General features: G+C 69.0%; 17 protein-coding genes and 1 pseudogene. 13 read left to right on the top strand and 5 right to left on the bottom strand.

Annotated features, from left to right (window positions below):
* The first annotated feature begins 68 nt into the window (after positions 1 to 68).
* A complete protein-coding gene (locus tag C438_RS19665; protein ID WP_004045157.1) occupies positions 69 to 233 on the top strand; it encodes a DUF6757 family protein in 165 nt (54 codons plus the stop codon).
* 80 nt (positions 234 to 313) lie between these two features.
* Here C438_RS19665 and C438_RS07970 read toward each other — a convergent pair whose 3' ends face one another.
* Positions 314 to 826, bottom strand: a complete 513-nt coding sequence (locus tag C438_RS07970) for a DedA family protein (RefSeq protein WP_004968842.1) — start codon at positions 824 to 826, stop codon at positions 314 to 316.
* A gap of 103 nt (positions 827 to 929) precedes the next feature.
* On the opposite strand from C438_RS07970, the gene hemB reads away from it, so the two are divergent.
* The 7 genes from hemB (at position 930) to hemL (ending at position 8,462) form a co-directional block, all read left to right on the top strand.
* Positions 930 to 1,913 (top strand): porphobilinogen synthase, encoded by a 984-nt coding sequence (gene hemB / locus C438_RS07965; RefSeq protein WP_004968841.1) that lies wholly within the window; start codon positions 930 to 932, stop codon positions 1,911 to 1,913.
* Between the two features lie 366 nt (positions 1,914 to 2,279).
* Positions 2,280 to 3,698: an ammonium transporter gene (locus tag C438_RS07960; protein ID WP_004968840.1), complete on the top strand. Its 1,419-nt coding sequence runs from the start codon at positions 2,280 to 2,282 to the stop codon at positions 3,696 to 3,698.
* A complete protein-coding gene (locus tag C438_RS07955) occupies positions 3,695 to 4,060 on the top strand; it encodes a P-II family nitrogen regulator (RefSeq protein WP_004968839.1) in 366 nt (121 codons plus the stop codon). The genes C438_RS07960 and C438_RS07955 overlap by 4 nt, the downstream gene beginning before the upstream one ends.
* Positions 4,061 to 4,439: 379 nt before the next feature.
* The gene (locus tag C438_RS07950) at positions 4,440 to 5,810 is read left to right on the top strand and encodes an ammonium transporter (protein WP_004968838.1); all 1,371 of its coding nucleotides are present in this window, start codon (positions 4,440 to 4,442) and stop codon (positions 5,808 to 5,810) included.
* A 3-nt stretch (positions 5,811 to 5,813) separates the two neighbouring features.
* Entirely contained in the window at positions 5,814 to 6,185 is a 372-nt protein-coding gene (locus C438_RS20010; protein WP_004968837.1) for a P-II family nitrogen regulator, read from the top strand.
* A 117-nt stretch (positions 6,186 to 6,302) separates the two neighbouring features.
* Entirely contained in the window at positions 6,303 to 7,010 is a 708-nt protein-coding gene (locus C438_RS07940) for a CPBP family intramembrane glutamic endopeptidase (RefSeq protein WP_004968836.1), read from the top strand.
* A gap of 114 nt (positions 7,011 to 7,124) precedes the next feature.
* Positions 7,125 to 8,462 carry a glutamate-1-semialdehyde 2,1-aminomutase gene (hemL, locus tag C438_RS07935; RefSeq protein ID WP_004968835.1) on the top strand — a complete coding sequence of 446 codons (1,338 nt, stop codon included), beginning with the start codon at positions 7,125 to 7,127 and terminating at the stop codon, positions 8,460 to 8,462.
* 35 nt (positions 8,463 to 8,497) lie between these two features.
* On the opposite strand, the gene C438_RS07930 is transcribed toward hemL, so the two are convergent.
* Positions 8,498 to 8,683 (bottom strand): hypothetical protein, encoded by a 186-nt coding sequence (locus tag C438_RS07930; protein WP_004968834.1) that lies wholly within the window; start codon positions 8,681 to 8,683, stop codon positions 8,498 to 8,500.
* Between the two features lie 112 nt (positions 8,684 to 8,795).
* A pseudogene (locus tag C438_RS07925) lies at positions 8,796 to 9,186 on the bottom strand (hypothetical protein).
* 124 nt (positions 9,187 to 9,310) lie between these two features.
* Between C438_RS07925 and hemC the strand changes: the two are divergent.
* The 5 genes from hemC to C438_RS07900 all read left to right on the top strand — a co-directional run bounded on the left by hemC (position 9,311) and on the right by C438_RS07900 (position 14,774).
* Positions 9,311 to 10,384: a hydroxymethylbilane synthase gene (gene hemC / locus C438_RS07920; protein WP_004968832.1), complete on the top strand. Its 1,074-nt coding sequence runs from the start codon at positions 9,311 to 9,313 to the stop codon at positions 10,382 to 10,384.
* Between the two features lies 1 nt (position 10,385).
* The gene (gene cobA, locus C438_RS07915) at positions 10,386 to 11,222 is read left to right on the top strand and encodes a uroporphyrinogen-III C-methyltransferase (protein WP_004968831.1); all 837 of its coding nucleotides are present in this window, start codon (positions 10,386 to 10,388) and stop codon (positions 11,220 to 11,222) included.
* Positions 11,219 to 11,962 (top strand): uroporphyrinogen-III synthase, encoded by a 744-nt coding sequence (locus C438_RS07910; RefSeq protein ID WP_004968830.1) that lies wholly within the window; start codon positions 11,219 to 11,221, stop codon positions 11,960 to 11,962. Before cobA ends, C438_RS07910 begins: the two co-directional genes overlap by 4 nt.
* Before the next feature lies 1 nt (position 11,963).
* Entirely contained in the window at positions 11,964 to 13,181 is a 1,218-nt protein-coding gene (locus C438_RS07905; RefSeq protein ID WP_004968829.1) for an MFS transporter, read from the top strand.
* 162 nt (positions 13,182 to 13,343) lie between these two features.
* Entirely contained in the window at positions 13,344 to 14,774 is a 1,431-nt protein-coding gene (locus tag C438_RS07900; protein ID WP_004968828.1) for a DHH family phosphoesterase, read from the top strand.
* Here C438_RS07900 and ppk2 read toward each other — a convergent pair.
* Together ppk2 and C438_RS07890 are read right to left on the bottom strand one after the other, a co-directional pair.
* Positions 14,771 to 15,601 (bottom strand): polyphosphate kinase 2, encoded by an 831-nt coding sequence (gene ppk2 / locus C438_RS07895; protein ID WP_004968827.1) that lies wholly within the window; start codon positions 15,599 to 15,601, stop codon positions 14,771 to 14,773. The two genes, C438_RS07900 and ppk2, sit on opposite strands and share 4 nt — an antisense overlap.
* Positions 15,602 to 15,660: 59 nt before the next feature.
* Positions 15,661 to 16,416: a potassium channel family protein gene (locus C438_RS07890; RefSeq protein ID WP_004968826.1), complete on the bottom strand. Its 756-nt coding sequence runs from the start codon at positions 16,414 to 16,416 to the stop codon at positions 15,661 to 15,663.
* Positions 16,417 to 16,808: the final 392 nt, after the last annotated feature.

Raw genomic sequence — 16,808 nt, 5'->3', positions numbered from 1 at the left:
AGTCCGTGAATAACTCGGAACGTGCCGTGGGGCGTAGAGTTAAATCCTATCGGAACTGAAGGGGCGGTATGCAGTGTCACTACTGCGACCGTGAGGCCGCATACGCCGCCGAGAAAGACCACATTAAGGTCGGCCTCTGCGAGCGACACTTCCGCAAGCGGGTCGAGGAACTCGCCGAATCCGAGGAACTCGCCGCCCTGAAGGAAAAACTCGATATTAACCGAACAAAGTGACGGCCGCTCCACGGCAGTCCCTCCACTAGCGCCTGCCTACCGTCGCCGCGCCGGGTCGCCCCGCGCGGCCCCGCGTCCGCTCACGCGAGTACCTGACCACCGAACACGTACAGCGCCGCGAGCGCGCTCTCGAACGCGACGGTCCCGAGCGCCGAGAGCGCGACGAACCGCTTCGCCGACATCCCGGACAGCCCGGCCGGCACGGTGAGCATCCCGCGCGTGAACAGCATCGCGTTGCTCAGCGGAACGACGACGGGGCCCCAGCGGTCGAACCAGCCGTCGAACCGGTCGAGAGAGTCTTCGCTGACGCGGAACCACGACCGCGACAGGAGGTACTCGCGGCCGCCCCGCTTGGCGACGAGGAACAGCGCGACCTGCCCGACGGTCGCGCCGAGCACGGCGACGCCGAGAATCGGGAGCAACAGCCGGTCGCCGACCAGCGCCAGCGCCCCGGGGACGAGGAGTTCGCTCGGCGCGACGTAGAGGAGCATCGCGCCCTCCAGCACGAACACGAAAAAGAGGGCGACGAGGGCGAGGTCCGACGCGAGGAGGTCCCGGAGGAAGTGGGGGAGTTGGGCGGTGAAGGCACTCATGTCCTGTGTGTTTCGAGCGGCATCGTGTTCATTATGGTTTGGATAACGCGGCGCGAACCGACGGGAGCGACGGCATTTTGCCGCCGCCGACCGAACCCCGCGTATGGAGTTCACCGACCGCCCCCGCAGGCTTCGAACCGACGGGATTCGCCCGCTCGTCTCGGAGACGACGCTCGACGCGACCGACCTCGTCGCGCCCGTCTTCGTCGACGCGACGACCGACGAGCGCGTCCCCATCGAGTCCATGCCGGGCCACGAGCGCGTGCCCGTCGCCGAGGCGGCCGACCGCGTCGCCGAGGTGCGCGAGGCCGGCGTCGAGGCCGTCATCGTCTTCGGCATCCCCGAGTCGAAGGACCCCGAGGGGTCTCGCGCGTACGCGCGAAACGGGGTCGTACAGGAGGCCGTCCGCGCCATCAACGCCGAGACGGACGCCTACGTCATCACCGACGTGTGTCTCTGCGAGTACACCGACCACGGCCACTGCGGCGTGCTGGAGGACCACGCCGAGGACGACCCGACGCTGACGGTCGAAAACGGGCCGACCCTCGACCTGCTCGCGGAGACGGCCGTCTCCCACGCCGAGGCGGGCGCGGACATGGTCGCCCCCTCGGCCTCGATGGACGGGATGGTCGGCGCGATTCGCGCCGCGCTCGACGACGCCGGCCACGACGAGATACCAATCATGTCCTACGCCGCGAAGTACGAGAGCGCCTTCTACGGTCCCTTCCGCGACGCGGCCGACGGCGCGCCGGCGTTCGGCGACCGACGTCACTACCAGATGGACCCGGCGAACGCCCGCGAGGCGCTTCGCGAAGTCGCTCTGGACGTCGAACAGGGCGCGGACGTGCTGATGGTCAAGCCGGGCCTGCCGTATCTCGACATCGTCCGCGCCATCCGCGAGGGCTACGACCACCCGGTCGCCGCCTACAACGTCTCCGGCGAGTACGCGATGCTCCACGCCGCCGCCGAGAAGGGCTGGCTGGACCTCGACGCGGTCGCCCGCGAGTCGCTCCTGTCGATGAAGCGCGCCGGGGCGGACCTCATCATCACGTACTTCGCAGAGCGCGTCGCGCGGCAACTCGACTGAGACGGCGGGCGGGTGAGCCGGCCGACTCTCGGACGGCCGCTCGACCCGCGGAACGACGCGGTTCGAGGGCCGAACCACGGGAAACGATACCGGGGCGCGCACGGCCAAAACACACTTGTTAGGCAACATTTTCCTGAACGTTCGTCCACAGAACTCCGTAGAATCTCAAAATCCTTGGACGATATACAACCTTATATGCGTAATATTCTAGCCTATTTTGTGCAGTTGTGGTATTACGCCTTGCTAAATTTGACAAAACCAACCCCACACTTTATGTACTGACTCACCATGAAGCCGAAGCGTGATGAAGCACCAGAATCCACACGGATACGGAGCAAAAGTAACTGAACGGTCACCGGAGACCGCATGGGGTGGTCAGTCGTGATACCGCTCCAGGTCGACCCGAGCGTTATCGCGCAGGGGGTCAACTACGTCTGGATCCTCGTCGTCTCGTTCCTCATCTTCTTCATGCAACCGGGCTTCGCGCTCTTAGAGGCAGGGCAGGTACGCGCGAAGAACGTGGGTAACGTGCTGATGAAGAACATGACCGACTGGGCGCTCGGCGTGCTCGTCTACTTCCTCGTCGGCGCGGGGGTCGCGACAATCGTCGGCGGCCTCACGTCGTCCGGCGGCTTCGACGTCGCCGCCGCGTTCTCGTACATCGGCGACTCCGGCGCGTGGATTGACTGGCTCTTCGGGGCCGTCTTCGCCATGACCGCCGCCACCATCGTCTCCGGCGCGGTCGCAGAACGCATGGACTTCCGCGCGTACATCGTCTTCGCGGCGACCATCACGGGAATCATCTACCCCGTCGTGCAGGGCATGACGTGGTCCGGTGGCCTCCTCTCGAGTGGCGGCTACATCGGTGCCGCCCTCGGCGTCGGCTACCTCGACTTCGCCGGTGCGACCGTCGTCCACATGTGCGGCGGCGTCGCCGGCCTCGTCGGCGCGAAGATGGTCGGCCCGCGTAAGGGCCGCTTCGACGCGAACGGCAACAGCCAGCCCATCCCGGGCCACTCGATGTTGCTCGCCGTCCTCGGCACGCTCATCCTCGCGTTCGGCTGGTACGGCTTCAACGTCGGCACGCAGGCGACCGTCCTCGCGACCACCGAAAGCGGCGGTCTGGAGTTCATGGGTGCCGCGCTCGGTCGCGTCGCCCTCGTGACGACCCTCGGCATGGGTGCCGGCGCGGTCGCCGCGATGATCGTCTCGACGAGCTACCAGGGCAAGCCCGACCCCCTCTGGATGGCGAACGGCCTGCTCGCCGGCCTCGTCGCAGTCACCGGCGCGGTCCCCCACGTCACGTGGTGGGGCGGCCTCATCCTCGGCGCGCTCGGCGGCGCAATCGTCCTGCCGGCGTACCGCTGGACCGTCGACTCGCTCAAAATCGACGACGTGTGTGGCGTCTTCGCCGTCCACGGTGTCGCGGGCGCGGTCGGCACGGCGCTCATCCCGGTCTTCGCGGTTAGCGGCTTCTCCGGCACCCAGCTCGTGATGCAGGTCGTCGGCGTGGTCGTCATCGCCGCGTGGACCATCATCGCCTCGGCCATCGTCTTCGCCATCGCGGACGCCGTTTTCGGCCTCCGCGTCTCGGAAGAAGAGGAAGAAGAGGGCCTCGACGCCGGCGAACACGGCGTCTCGGTCTACCCCGAATTCGTCGGCGACGCCGGTCCCGACGGCGCGCTCGGCTCGCCCACGGCGACCGACGGCGGGAGCGACGTGCGCACCGACGGTGGCGTCGTGAAAGACGAGACCGTCGAAGCCAACGGAGGTGACAGCCAATGAGCGACGAAGCCGACGAACAGGGCATCAAGATGGTGATGGCCATCATCCGCCCCGACAAGCTCTCCGACGTGAAGACCTCGCTCGCCGAGGCGGGCGCGCCGTCGCTCACCGTCACTAACGTCTCCGGCCGCGGCTCCCAGCCCGCCAAGAAGGGCCAGTGGCGCGGCGAAGAGTACACAGTCGACCTCCACCAGAAGGTCAAAGTCGAGTGCGTCGTCGCCGACATCCCGGCCGACGACGTGGTCGAGGCCATCGCCGACGCCGCCCACACGGGCGAGAAAGGCGACGGGAAGATATTCGTCCTCCCCGTCGAGAGCGCGGTCCAAGTCCGCACCGGCAAGGAGGGCAAGCCGGCGGTCTGAGCGCGCACCCGCGGCCGAAACCGACTCGACGTCTCCTTTCGCCGCTCTCGCCGCGGTCCGCGCGAGTGCGCACCCGACCGGGGTTCGACGAACGCCCCGCGTCGTTTTGATTACTTTTCCGACACTACGTTCGTAGGATTGCGTGGCAACATTTGTCCACTGAGTGCCAACCTTACGTCCTTATACAAGACATACTCCATCTTATATCGGACATACGTCTCCCAGAGGGACTTTTTGTAGACGTTTGTCAACGCGAACCGTTATATGAACGTCTGTAGATAGCATCTCTCATGGTTCGCGAGACATTCGGTCGCGAATCGAGCACCAATATGAACGACTGTCCAACTTCCCAGCTCGAACCGCTCGCCGGAGGCATCGTATGTTGACACCCCTGCAGGCAGACCTCGCCTCGGTCGTCGAGGGCGTGAACCTCGTGTGGGTCCTCACGGTCACGTTCCTCATCTTCTTCATGCACGCCGGCTTCGCCATGCTCGAAGCCGGGCAGGTCCGCGCGAAGAACGTCGCCAACCAACTGACCAAGAACCTGCTGACGTGGAGTATCGGCGTCATCGTGTTCTTCCTGCTCGGCGCGGCGGTGTCGTCCATCGTCGCCGCCTTCACCGGCGGCCCCGCGACGACGATTTCCGGGGCGTTCATGAGCCTCTACGCGCCCGAGGCGTCGGCGACGACGGCGTGGGTCGACTGGCTGTTCGGCGCCGTCTTCGCCATGACCGCCGCCACCATCGTCTCCGGTGCCGTGGCGGGCCGCGCCCGGCTCCGCGCGTACCTCACGTACACCATCCTCATCGCGGGCGTCATCTACCCCGTCGTCGTCGGCTTCACGTGGGGCGGCGGCTTCCTCGACGCCCTCGGCTTCCACGACTTCGCCGGCGGCATGATCGTCCACGGCATGGGCGGCATCGCCGGCCTCACCGCGGCGTGGATTATCGGCCCGCGCATGGACCGCTTCAAGCCCGACGGCACCGCGAACGTCATCCCCGGCCACTCCATCACGTTCGCCGTCCTCGGCACGCTCATCCTCGCGTTCGGCTGGTACGGCTTCAACGTCGGCACCGCCGCCGCGCCGCTGGCGTACGCTGACGGCGGGGTCACGCTCGGCTCCTTCGCCTACGTCGGCCGCGTCGCCCTCGTGACGACCCTCGGCATGGCCGCCGGCGCAATCGGCGCGGGCGGCGTCGCCATGTACAAGACCGGCAAGGTCGACACGCTCTACGTCGCCAACGGCGTCCTCGCCGGCCTCGTCGGCATCACCGCCATCGCGAACGACATCGTCTGGCCGGGCGCGCTGGTCGTCGGCCTCCTCGCCGGCGCACAGCTCCCGGTCGTCTTCGAGTTCGTCGAAAAGCGCCTCCAAATCGACGACGTGTGTGCGGTCTTCCCCGTCCACGGCTCCGCGGGCGTCCTCGGGACGCTCCTCTACCCGGTGTTCGCCGTCCCGCTGTGGCACGACGGCGCGTCGTTCGTCTCGCTGGCCGTCCCGCAGGTCATCGGCGTGGCCGTCATCGCCATCTGGACGTTCGTCGCCACCGCGGCCGTCTTCGGCGGCTTCCGCGCCGTCGGACAGGTCCGCGTCTCCTCCGACCACGAGCGCGAGGGCCTCGACACCGCCGAACACGGCGTCGACACCTACCCCGAGTTCGGCTCGCCCGACGCCGACACCGGCATCCGCACCGACGGCTCCGGCGTCCCGAGCGGGGATGGATTCATGACGACGGGACGGGAGGACTAACCCATGAGTGATTCAGACGTTCCGAACGACGGCGAAATCAAGATGGTGATGGCCGTCATCCGCCCCGACAAGCTCTCCGACGTGAAGACCGCGCTCGCCGAAATCGGCGCGCCGTCGCTCACCGTCACCAACGTCTCCGGTCGCGGCTCCCAGCCCGCGAAAAAGAGCCAGTGGCGCGGCGAGGAGTACACCGTCGACCTCCACCAGAAGGTCAAAATCGAGTGCGTCGTCGCCGACATCCCCGCCGACGACGTGGTCGACGCCATCGCCGACGCCGCCCAGACGGGCGAGAAAGGCGACGGGAAGGTGTTCACCCTCCCCGTCGAGAGCGCGGTTCAGGTCCGCACCGGCAAGACCGGACGCGACGCGGTCTGAATCTCGCGGCTGTTCTCCCGTCGTCGGTCACGGCCCCTCGCGGGCCGAGCGCCGACCCCACGCGAAACCGTTTTTCCCCTCCGCACCGAGCGTCGTGACGATGAGCGGTGGCTCCACGTGGTGACTGTCGCGGTCCTCGGCGGACTCGCCGTCGCGCTGTTCGGAATGGCCGCCGTCGGCCTGCTCGCCGACCGATACCTCGCCGAACCCGACGACCTCCGCGCCGACCTCCTCGTCAGCGACGCGAACAAGTGGGCCGTCTTCGCCCTCCTGTGCGGCTACGTCCTCGTCGTCGAGGGGCGGCCGCTGTCCTCGATGACCGGTCGCTCGCTTGCCCCCCTCGCGTTCGTCGCCGTTGTCGGCGGCGGCGTCTTCGTCCTCTTCGTCGCGAACGCGGTGACGACGCCCGTCTTCGACCGACTCGGCGTGGGCGGCCTCGACGATGGGCTGTCGGGGCTGGCCTCGCTGTCGGTCAGACACCGGCTGTTCGTGGCCGGAACCGCCGGGATTACGGAGGAGGTGCTGTTCCACGGCTACGCTATCGAGCGACTGCTCGAACTCACCGGCAGTCCGCTCCTCGCGGGCGGCGTCTCGTTCGCCGCGTTCACCGCGAGCCACGCCGTCGGCTGGGAGCGCGGCGCGGTCGCCAGAATCGCCGTCCCCGCGCTCCTGACGACGGTCATGTACCTCCTCGTGCGCGACGTGGTCGCGCTCGTCTGCATCCACGCGCTCAACGACGCGGTCGGACTGCTGTTGGCCGGGTCGGTCGAGGACGCCGGCGACGCCGACGGCGCTGACGCCGCCGCCGACGGAACGGCACGGTAGGTCGCCGCAGTCCGAGACTCCAGTCGGGCGGGCGTCGCCCCGTCGGGTGGTTCACCGGTGGCAGGTGCGGCCGGCCCAGTAAGGTCTTTCCCGCGAGCGGCCGAACCGCCGCGCATGAACCACGACGAGTCAAGGGCGCTGTACGACCGCGCGCTGTCCGTGCTCGCCGGCGGCGTGAACTCCTCGGTCCGGGCGACGCAACCGTACCCGTTCTTCGTCGAGCGCGGCGACGGCGCGCACGTCATCGACGCCGACGGGAACCGCTACGTCGACTACGTGATGGGCTACGGGCCGCTGCTCTACGGCCACGACGCGCCCGAGCCCGTCCAGTCGGCGGTCCAGAAGCACGCCGCCGCCGGGCCGATGTACGGCGCGCCGACCGAAATCGAGGTCGAACACGCCGAGTTCGTCGCGCGGCACGTCCCCTCGGTCGAGATGCTCCGGTTCGTCAACTCCGGCACCGAGGCGACCGTCTCGGCGGTCCGCCTCGCCCGCGGCGTCACCGGCCGCGACAAAATCGTCGTCATGCAGGGCGGCTACCACGGCGCGCAGGAGTCCACCCTCGTCGAGGGCGGCCCCGGCGGCGCGAAGCCCTCGACGCCCGGCATCCCCTCGTCGTTCGCCGAGCACACCATCCCCGTCCCCTTCAACGACGAGGAGACGGTCCGCGAGGTGTTCGAGGAACACGGCGAGGACATCGCGGCGGTGCTGACCGAGCCGGTTCTGGCGAACACGGGCATCGTCCACCCCGTCGACGGCTACCTCGAAGCCCTCCGCGACGTGACCGAGGAACACGGCGCGCTCCTCATCTTCGACGAGGTCATCACCGGCTTCCGCGTCGGCGGCCTCCAGTGCGCGCAGGGCAAGTTCGGCGTCACGCCCGACCTCACGACGTTCGGGAAGATTATCGGCGGCGGGTTCCCCGTCGGCGCGGTCGGCGGGAAGGCCGAGCTCGTCGAGCAGTTCACCCCCGGCGGCGACGTGTTCCAGTCGGGCACCTTCTCGGGCCACCCGGTGACGATGGCCGCGGGCCACGAGTACCTGAAGTACGCCGCCGAAAACGACGTGTACGGGCACGTCGACCGCCTCGGCGAGAAGCTTCGGGCGGGCATCACCGACATCCTCGAAGACCAGGCCCCCGAGTACACCGTCGTCGGCACGGACTCGATGTTCAAGACGGTGTTCACGCGCCACGGCGCGGCCGAGCGCGCCGACGCCTGCGCCGACGGCTGTGCGCAGGTCGAGTCGTGTCCCAACTACGACGCCTGTCCGAAGACCGGCGCGGACGTGTCGAACGCCGAGACCGACCGCTGGGAGCGCGTCTTCTGGCAGGAGATGAAAGACCACGGCGTGTTCCTCACGGCGAACCAGTTCGAGTCGCAGTTCGTCTCCTACGCGCACACGGACGAAGACATCGAGGAGACGCTGGAAGCGTACAAAGCGGCGCTGTAAACCCGAGTCGGCGATTCACCGACCGCACGCTTTTTTCACGACCCCGACCCGCTCGCCCGGGAGAGCCCGAGGTACGCCGGGAGGCCGATGACGACGGTCAGTCCGGCGGTGAGGAAAAGCGGGGCGACGCCGGTCGGGTCCGGGGCGAAGATGAATCCCAGCGGGAGCGCGACGACGAACGCGACGCCGAAGACGAGCGCGAGTTGGAGGGACCTGTTCACGTTCGAATCGTCGCCGCGGAGACCGAAAACCGTTCGGCACGCCGAGCGACGGGGCGAGCCGGCCCGCGCGACCGGCGTTCGCTCGCGCGACTGCGGCCCCGACGCGCCCGGCTCACTCGACCCGCAGTCGCGCCTCGGCCGCCCGCCACAGCGGCGGGTAGGTCAGGGCGACGCCGACGCCGAGACAGACCGCCCACGAGACGAGAATACCGACCGGGTTTCCCCGAAGTTCGAGGAGGACCAAAAAGCGGAATCCAGAGAGCGGTCACGACGAGGCCGACGCCCCAGACGCGAGCGACGAGTCGGAGGCGGAGGGGGCGCGCGAGGAGGAGCGCGAGCGCGATGAGCGCGGCCGCGACGAGGCCGGCGAACCACGGGGCGTCAACGCCGACCGACGAGAGGAACACGTCGAGGGGCGCGACGACCGAGGTCAGGCCGAACAGGAGGAGCGCGACGACGACGAGGTCGCCGACCTGCCGGACGGCCGAATCGAAGGCGGGCATCGTCCGGGTCGTCGCGCGGGGACCGTATCGGTCTTCCGTTCGGGTTCGACCCGGCGCGCGGGAGCGAACTGGTGGGCTTTTCAACGCGGGGGCCGGACTGACGCGTATGACTACAACACTTCGCTTGGCGACGCGAGGGTCGGCGCTCGCTCGCGCGCAGGCCGCGAGCGTGCAGGGGGCGCTCGCGGGCCGCCGACTCGACGTCGAACTCGTCGAAGTCGAGACCACGGGCGACCGGATTCAGGACGAACTCATCCACCGACTGGGCAAGACCGGCGCGTTCGTCCGCGCGCTCGACGAGCGCGTCCTCGACGGCGAGGTCGACGCCGCGGTCCACTCGATGAAGGACATGCCGACCGAGAAGCCCGCCGACCTCGTCGTCGCGGGCGTGCCCGAGCGCGCGCCGGCCGGCGACGTGCTCGTCACGGCCGAGGGCCACGACATCGACGACCTCCCGGAGGGAGCCGTCGTCGGCACGTCGTCGCTCCGCCGGCAGGCCCAACTGCTGAACTACCGCGAGGACCTCCAAGTCGAGCCGCTCCGCGGCAACGTCGACACCCGCATCGAGAAACTGCTGGCGACGCACCTCCAGCGCGAACACGAGGCCCGCGTCGAAAACGACAAAGAGCGGCAGGAAAAGAAGGGCAAGACCGACCACGACGAGGCGTTCGACGAGACCGCCGACGAGTGGTTCGAGGGCCTCACGGAACTCGAACGGCAGGCGCTCGGCCGGAAGGTCGAAACCGAGTACGACGCCATCGTCCTCGCCGAGGCGGGCCTCAAGCGCAGTGGTCTCACCGAGAAGGTGAACTACGAGCGCCTGCCGCGGGCGACGTTCGTCCCCGCGCCCGGACAGGGAGCCATCGCCGTGACCGCCGCGGACTCGGAGGTCATCGACCTCCTGCACGACAAGCTCGACCACCCGCGGACCCGCGTCGAGACGACCGTCGAGCGGACCATCCTCGCCGAACTCGGCGGCGGCTGTATCGCCCCGGTCGGCGTTCACGCCCTCCTGCAGGGCGAACACGTCCACGTCGACGTGCAGGTGCTCGCGACCGACGGCTCGGAGTCCATCAAGACCTCGCGGGACCTCCCCGTCGGCAACCACGCCAACGCCGCCCGCGAGTTCGCGGCGGCGCTCCGCGACCGCGGCGCGGGTCAGTTAGTCGAGGCCGCCCGCGAGGAGGCCGAGGAGTGAGATGACGGCCGACGACGCGACCGACGGAAACGGCGTCGGCACGGTCCACCTCGTCGGGAGCGGCCCGGGCGACCCGGAACTGCTGACGATGAAGGCCGCCCGCCTCATCGACGAGGCGGACGTGGTGCTCCACGACAAGCTCCCCGGCCCGGAGATTCTCGGGATGATTCCGGCCGAGAAGCGCGAGGACGTGGGCAAGCGCGCCGGCGGCGAGTGGACCCCACAGGAGTACACGAACAACCGACTGGTCGAACTCGCCCGCGAGGGCAACGACGTGGTGCGCCTGAAGGGCGGCGACCCGTTCGTCTTCGGCCGCGGCGGCGAGGAGATGGAACACCTCGCCGACAACGGGATTCCCTTCGAGGTCGTGCCGGGCATCACCTCGGCGGTCGCCGGCCCCGGTTCGGCGGGCATCCCCGTCACCCACCGCGACCACGTCTCGTCGGTGTCGTTCGTCACCGGCCACGAGGACCCGACGAAAGACGAGTCCGCGGTCGACTGGGACGCGCTCGCCGCGACCGGCGGGACGCTCGTCGTCCTCATGGGCGTCGGCAAACTGCCGCTGTACACCGCCGAACTCCGCGAGGCGGGGCTGGACGGCGACACGCCCGTCGCCCTCATCGAGCGGGCGACGTGGCCCGACATGCGCGTCGCCACCGGCACGCTCGACACCATCGTCGACGTGCGCGACGAGGCCGACATCGAGCCGCCCGCAATCACCGTCATCGGCGAGGTCGCGGCGACCCGCGACCGCGTGAAGCGGTTCCTGCAGGGCGGCGGCGCGGACGCCATCTCCGAGGCCGACGCGACCGCCGGAGGTGCGGGAGGCGACGAATGAGCCAGCAGGTCCGCGCGGCCGTCTTCCGCCCCGACGACGACCGCATCGAGCGCGCCGTCGAACTCCTCGACTCGCTCGGCGCGACCCCGGTCCCCGACCCGATGCTCGCAATCGAGCCGACCGGCGCGACGCCCGAACCCGGCGCGTTCGTCGTCCTGACGAGCAAGACCGGCGTCGAACTCCTCGACGAGGCCGGCTGGAACCCCGGCGACGCGGTGCTGTGCTGTATCGGCCCCGCGACCGCCGACGCCGCCCGCGAGGCCGGCTGGACGGTCGACCGCGTCCCCGACGAGTACACCTCGGCCGGGCTGGTCGACCACCTCGCGCCCGACGTCGACGGCGCGACGGTCGAAGTCGCCCGGAGCGACCACGGCAGTGCCGTCCTCACCGAGGGCCTGCGCGACGCGGGCGCGGACGTTCACGAGACGGTGCTCTACCGACTCGTCCGCCCCGAGGGAGCCGGAGAGTCGGCCGAGCTGGCCGCCGCCGGGGACCTCGAAGCCGCCCTCTTCACCTCGTCGCTCACGGTCGAGCACTTCCTCGACGCCGCCGCTGAGCGGGGCGTCCGCGAGGAGGCAATCGCCGGCCTGAACGACGCGGTCGTCGGCGCAATCGGGCCGCCGACCCGCGACACCGCGGAATCCCACGGCATCGACGTGACCGTCGTCCCCGACGAGGCGACGTTCGAAGCGCTCGCGGTCGCCGCGGTCGAGACCGCCGCGCCGACGTATCACGAGTGACGTGACGGGAAACGAAGCGGGAGAGGGGGCGAGAGTCGAGACGAGAGATGACTCGGGGGACGGCTCGTGGCGCGCGGTCGGCTCGGTCGCCGGCTGGCAGACCGCCGCGAGCCTCTGTTACTACGCCATCTTCGCGGCGACCGGCTTCGTCCGCGACGCGTTTTCGGTCTCCGAGTCGCTGGTCGGGCTGTTCCTGACCGCCGGTCTGCTCGGCTACACGGTGTTTCTCTTCCCGAGCGGCGCGGCCGTCGACGGCTACGGCGAAAAGCCCGTGATGGTCGTCGGCCTGCTGGCGCTGTCGGTCGCGCTCGTCGGCGTCACGTTCGCGCCGCCGTCGTACGCGCTGCTGCTGGTGACGGTGGCGCTCCTCGGGGCGGCCTACTCGACCGCGATGCCGGCGTCGAACCGCGGCATCGTCGCGGCCGCGCCCGCCGGGAGCAAGAACCTCGCCATGGGGCTGAAGCAGGTCGGCGTCACCGTCGGGAGCGGGGCGTCGTCGCTCGTCGTCACCGGCGTCGCGGTCGTCGCGGCGTGGCAGGTCGGCTTCTGGGCCATCGGCGTCTTCGCCGCCGGCTACGCGCTCCTCTTCGCGACGCGCTACCGCGGGAACCCGGGGACCGGCCGGCTCGAACGCCCCCGGCTCGCCGGCCTCGGCGGCAACCGCGCCTACGTCGCGCTCGTCGCCGCCGCGCTGTTCATCGGCGCGTCCATCTTCTCGATGCTCGGCTACACCGTCCTCTACGTGCAGGACGTGGTCGGGACCGGTCCCGCCCTCGCCGGCGGCGTCCTCGCGGCGACGCAGGTGACCGGAAGCGTCGGCCGCATCGGCGCGGGAAGCCTCGCCGACCGCCTCGGCGGCCCCCGCGGCGCGGCCACCGTCGCGCTCGTCCAACTGGCCGGGTCGGTCGCGCTCTTTTCCCTCCTCGTCGGGACCGGCGGCTCGTTCGCGCTCACCATCGCCGTCTTCGTCGCGCTCGGGCTCACCATCCACGGCTCGACCGGCGTCTTCTACTCCTGTCTGAGCGGCGTCGTCGACGACGGCGACATCGGCGCGGCGACCGCCGGCGGCCAGACCGCGCTCAACGTCGGCGGCCTCGTCGCCCCGCCGCTTTTCGGCTTCGTCGTGGAGTCGACGGGCTACGGGGCCGGCTGGGCGCTCGTCGCCGGCTCGACGGTGCTCGCGACCGTTCTCCTGTTCGTCGTCCGGCGGCGAATCTGACCGGCGGTCGCGCTCGGTCAGGTCCGCGGCCGCGGGCGAGTCTTCTTATACCGAACCGCGGCAACGACGACACATGTCCGCCGTCGAACTGGAGTGGAAACGAAGGGGTTCCGTGCCCGAACTGCCAGCGTTTATGCCGGAGAGGGCGTGAGTACCACACCAATGGACGGACCCGTCCCCGAACTCACAGAGCACGCGGCGGCCTGCGCGGCCCGCCTCCGCGACGCCGACCGGGTGCTCCTCGCCTCGCACATCGACGCCGACGGGTTGACGAGCGCCGGCATCGCCTCGACCGCGCTCGAACGCGCCGACATCCCCTTCGAGACGGTGTTCTGCCGCCAACTCGACGCGGCCGCCGTGGCCGACATCGCGGCGACCGACTACGACACCGTGCTGTTCACGGACTTCGGGAGCGGCCAACTCGACATCATCGCCGACCACGAGGCGGCGGGCGACTTCCACCCCGTCATCGCCGACCACCACCAGCCCGCAGAGGGCGTCGAGACCGACCACCACCTCAACCCGCTTCGGTTCGGCCTCAACGGCGCGAGCGAACTCTCCGGCGCGGGCGCGAGCTACGTTCTCGCGCGGGCGCTCGAGCCCGAAGGGGGCGACAACCGCGACCTCGCCGCCCTCGCGGTCGTCGGCGCGGTCGGCGACATGCAGGACACGAACGGCGAACTCCGCGGGGCCAACGCGGGCATCGTCGACGAGGGCGTCGAAGCCGGCGTCGTCGAGGAGGGCACCGACCTCCGCATCTACGGCCGCCAGACCCGCGCGCTCCCGAAACTGCTCCAGTACGCGACCGACGTTCGCATCCCCGGCATCTCGAACAACGAGGCCGGAGCCATCGAGTTCCTGACCGAACTCGACGTCCCCTGCCGCGACGACGACGGCGAGTGGAAGCGCTGGGTCGACCTCACCGGCGACGAGCGCCAGACGCTCGCCAGCGCCCTGATTCGCCGCGCCATCGCCAGCGGCGTGCCCGCCTCCCGCATCGACGACCTCGTGGGGACGACCTACGTGCTCTCTCGGGAGCGAGAGGGGACCGAACTCCGCGACGTGAGCGAGTTCTCGACGCTCCTGAACGCGACCGCCCGCTACGACCGCGCCGACGTGGGCCTCGCGGTCTGTCTCGGCGAGCGCGACGCGGCGCTCGACAGAGCGCGTCGGCTCCTGCGAAACCACCGCAAGAACCTCTCGAACGGCCTCCAGTGGGTGAAAGAACACGGCGTCCGCGTCGAGGACAACCTCCAGTGGTTCGACGCGGGCGACGAGATACGCGAGACCATCGTCGGCATCGTCGCCGGGATGGCCGTCGGCACCGACGCGACCCGAAGCGGGATTCCGGTCCTCGCGTTCGCCGACACCGAGGAGGGCGAGGTGAAAGTCTCCTCGCGCGGCTCGTACGTGATGGTCCGAGACGGCTTGGACCTCTCGGCGGTCATGCGCGAGGCGTCGCGGTCGGTCGGCGGCGACGGCGGCGGCCACGACGTGGCCGCGGGCGCGACGATTCCGAAGGGCGAAGTCGAGGCGTTCATCGCCGAGGCGGACCGCATCGTCGGCGAGCAGTTGGCGAAGGACTCGGATTAGTCGTCGACCGGGTTCGACCCGAACCGCGCGGGCACCCAGTTTTGGCTGTCGATTGGCGGCCGTTCGTATCCGGTGTCGTCCTGTCTCGGCGGGAGTTCGATTGGGTCGGGCGTGAGGTCCTCGTAGTCGATTTGGTCCAACAGGTGCGAGATGCAGTTGAGCCGCGCGTGGCGCTTCACGTCGGCGTTGACGACGTGCCACGGCGCTTCCTCGACGTCGGTGTGTTCGAACATCCGGTCTTTGGCCTCCGAGTAGTCGGCCCACCGAGAGCGCGCTTCGAGGTCCATCGGGCTGAGCTTCCAGCGGCGCTTCGGGTCCTCGTTTCGCCTCTGGAACCGCCGTTCCTGTTCCTCGTCGCTGATGGAGAACCAGTACTTGACGAGGACGATGCCGGACCGCACGAGCATCCGCTCGAACTCGGGGCAGGTCCGCAGGAACTCCTCGTACTCCTCGTCGGTGCAGAAGCCCATCACCCGCTCGACGCCCGCGCGGTTGTACCAACTCCGGTCGAAAAGCACCATCTCGCCCTCGGTCGGGAGCTGTTCGACGTACCGCTGGAAGTACCACTGCCCCTGTTCGCGCTCCGTGGGCGTGCCGAGCGCGACGACCCGCGCCACCCGCGGATTGAGCCGGCGGGTGATGCGCTTGATGACGCCGCCTTTCCCCGCGGCGTCGCGGCCCTCGAAGACGACGCAGACCCGGAGGTCGTGTTCCTTTATCCAGTACTGGAGTTTCACCAACTCCTCTTGCAGACGGTTCAACTCGCGTTTGTAGTGTTTCTTCTTGAGGACGCCCTCGTCGTCGTAGCGGGGCTCGTCGGTCGACATACGAGAACTGCGTTCGCTGTGAACAAATAGCAGTCGGGGAGACGGGTCGGCGGGGCGGCTCAGAGCTCCGAACAGATCTGCTCGCCGCTCACGATTTCCGGGACGACGACCTCGTCGGCTCCGGCGCGGCGCGCGAGCGCCTCGTCCATCTGGTCGCCCGCGCGGACGACGAGTTTGGCGTCGGGGGACAGCCGACTCGCCGCGATGGCGATTTGGATGTTCACCTTGGAGTCGTCTATCGCGCCGACGACCGTCGCGGCGCGCTCGACGCCCGCGTCGGCGAGTCGGTCCTCGCGTCGGGCGTCGCCTTCGACCGCGAGCAGGTCCGCGTCGAGCGCGCGCTGGTACCCCGCCTCCTTGCTCTCGACGACGACCACGTCGCGGCCCGTCTCGCGGAGCCGCGCCGCGACCGTCTTGCCGAAGGTCCCGTAGCCGCAGACGACTACGTGCGATTCGAGTTCCGCAATCTCTCGGTGGAGTTTCATCTGGTCGAGTTCCTCGCGTATCTGCCCGCCGAAGGCCGCGGAGACGAACGTCTCGCCGGCCCACAGCCCGGTTCCGATGAGGCCGGTGAGAATCACGATGGCGTACGCCTTGACGAGCGTCGCCGGCCCCTCGTGGGTCTGGTAGTGGAGTTCGATGCTGGTCGGGTCGAGTAGCCAGAACGCCGCGTCGACGAGGCTCGCACCGCCGAGGACGCTGAATCCGCCGACGCCGGCGACGACGAACGCCGCGACGGCGACGAGCGGTCTGACCATCCGCCGGAGCAACGGCCGGTGCGCCAGCGCGTCGATGAGGATGCGGCGGTCGTACATCACGGGGGCGCGGACACCTCGGGAGAGCGCGACCGGTCGGGTTCGTGCGGCCCGCAATCGCGGGAAACCGGGGCGTTTGACGGCAAAGAAATGCGTATATGTCCAGCACCACAGGAATTTGACTCGTGTTCGAGTGTATATTCGCTCATGTAGTCAGTATTCGACAACCTACCGAGCATAAAATCGTTTACCCTTAAACAACCCAATATTCTGGCTATGACTCCCCGATTCGGATTCGGGTACAATTCGATATAGCGGAATGTGATTTATCATGGCCGGTGATGGGAGAGGGTCCGACCGAGTGGCGACTGCGCTCGCGTTCCGTCTGCGGCTCGAAATCCGCGAAATCCTCATATCGGATGGTTGTGTATGTCATGGCACCGGCACGCATG

The organism is Haloferax denitrificans ATCC 35960 (genome assembly GCF_000337795.1).
Taxonomy (GTDB): Archaea; Halobacteriota; Halobacteria; order Halobacteriales; family Haloferacaceae; genus Haloferax; species Haloferax denitrificans.
Note: the sequence above shows the minus strand (reverse complement) of the source record. Positions and strands in the feature narration are given on the sequence as shown.

What these genes read in the sequence shown, in the direction of transcription:
- C438_RS07950 (WP_004968838.1), top strand. Translation starts at nt 4,440, where the DNA reads ATGTTGACACCCCTGCAGGCAGACCTCGCCTCGGTCGTCGAGGGCGTG.
- hemL (WP_004968835.1), top strand. Translation starts at nt 7,125, where the DNA reads ATGAACCACGACGAGTCAAGGGCGCTGTACGACCGCGCGCTGTCCGTG.
- C438_RS19665 (WP_004045157.1), top strand. Translation starts at nt 69, where the DNA reads ATGCAGTGTCACTACTGCGACCGTGAGGCCGCATACGCCGCCGAGAAA.
- C438_RS07970 (WP_004968842.1), bottom strand. Translation starts at nt 826, where the DNA reads ATGAGTGCCTTCACCGCCCAACTCCCCCACTTCCTCCGGGACCTCCTC.
- hemB (WP_004968841.1), top strand. Translation starts at nt 930, where the DNA reads ATGGAGTTCACCGACCGCCCCCGCAGGCTTCGAACCGACGGGATTCGC.
- ppk2 (WP_004968827.1), bottom strand. Translation starts at nt 15,601, where the DNA reads ATGTCGACCGACGAGCCCCGCTACGACGACGAGGGCGTCCTCAAGAAG.
- C438_RS07910 (WP_004968830.1), top strand. Translation starts at nt 11,219, where the DNA reads ATGAGCCAGCAGGTCCGCGCGGCCGTCTTCCGCCCCGACGACGACCGC.
- C438_RS07955 (WP_004968839.1), top strand. Translation starts at nt 3,695, where the DNA reads ATGAGCGACGAAGCCGACGAACAGGGCATCAAGATGGTGATGGCCATC.
- C438_RS07890 (WP_004968826.1), bottom strand. Translation starts at nt 16,416, where the DNA reads ATGTACGACCGCCGCATCCTCATCGACGCGCTGGCGCACCGGCCGTTG.
- C438_RS07960 (WP_004968840.1), top strand. Translation starts at nt 2,280, where the DNA reads ATGGGGTGGTCAGTCGTGATACCGCTCCAGGTCGACCCGAGCGTTATC.
- C438_RS07900 (WP_004968828.1), top strand. Translation starts at nt 13,344, where the DNA reads ATGGACGGACCCGTCCCCGAACTCACAGAGCACGCGGCGGCCTGCGCG.
- C438_RS20010 (WP_004968837.1), top strand. Translation starts at nt 5,814, where the DNA reads ATGAGTGATTCAGACGTTCCGAACGACGGCGAAATCAAGATGGTGATG.
- cobA (WP_004968831.1), top strand. Translation starts at nt 10,386, where the DNA reads ATGACGGCCGACGACGCGACCGACGGAAACGGCGTCGGCACGGTCCAC.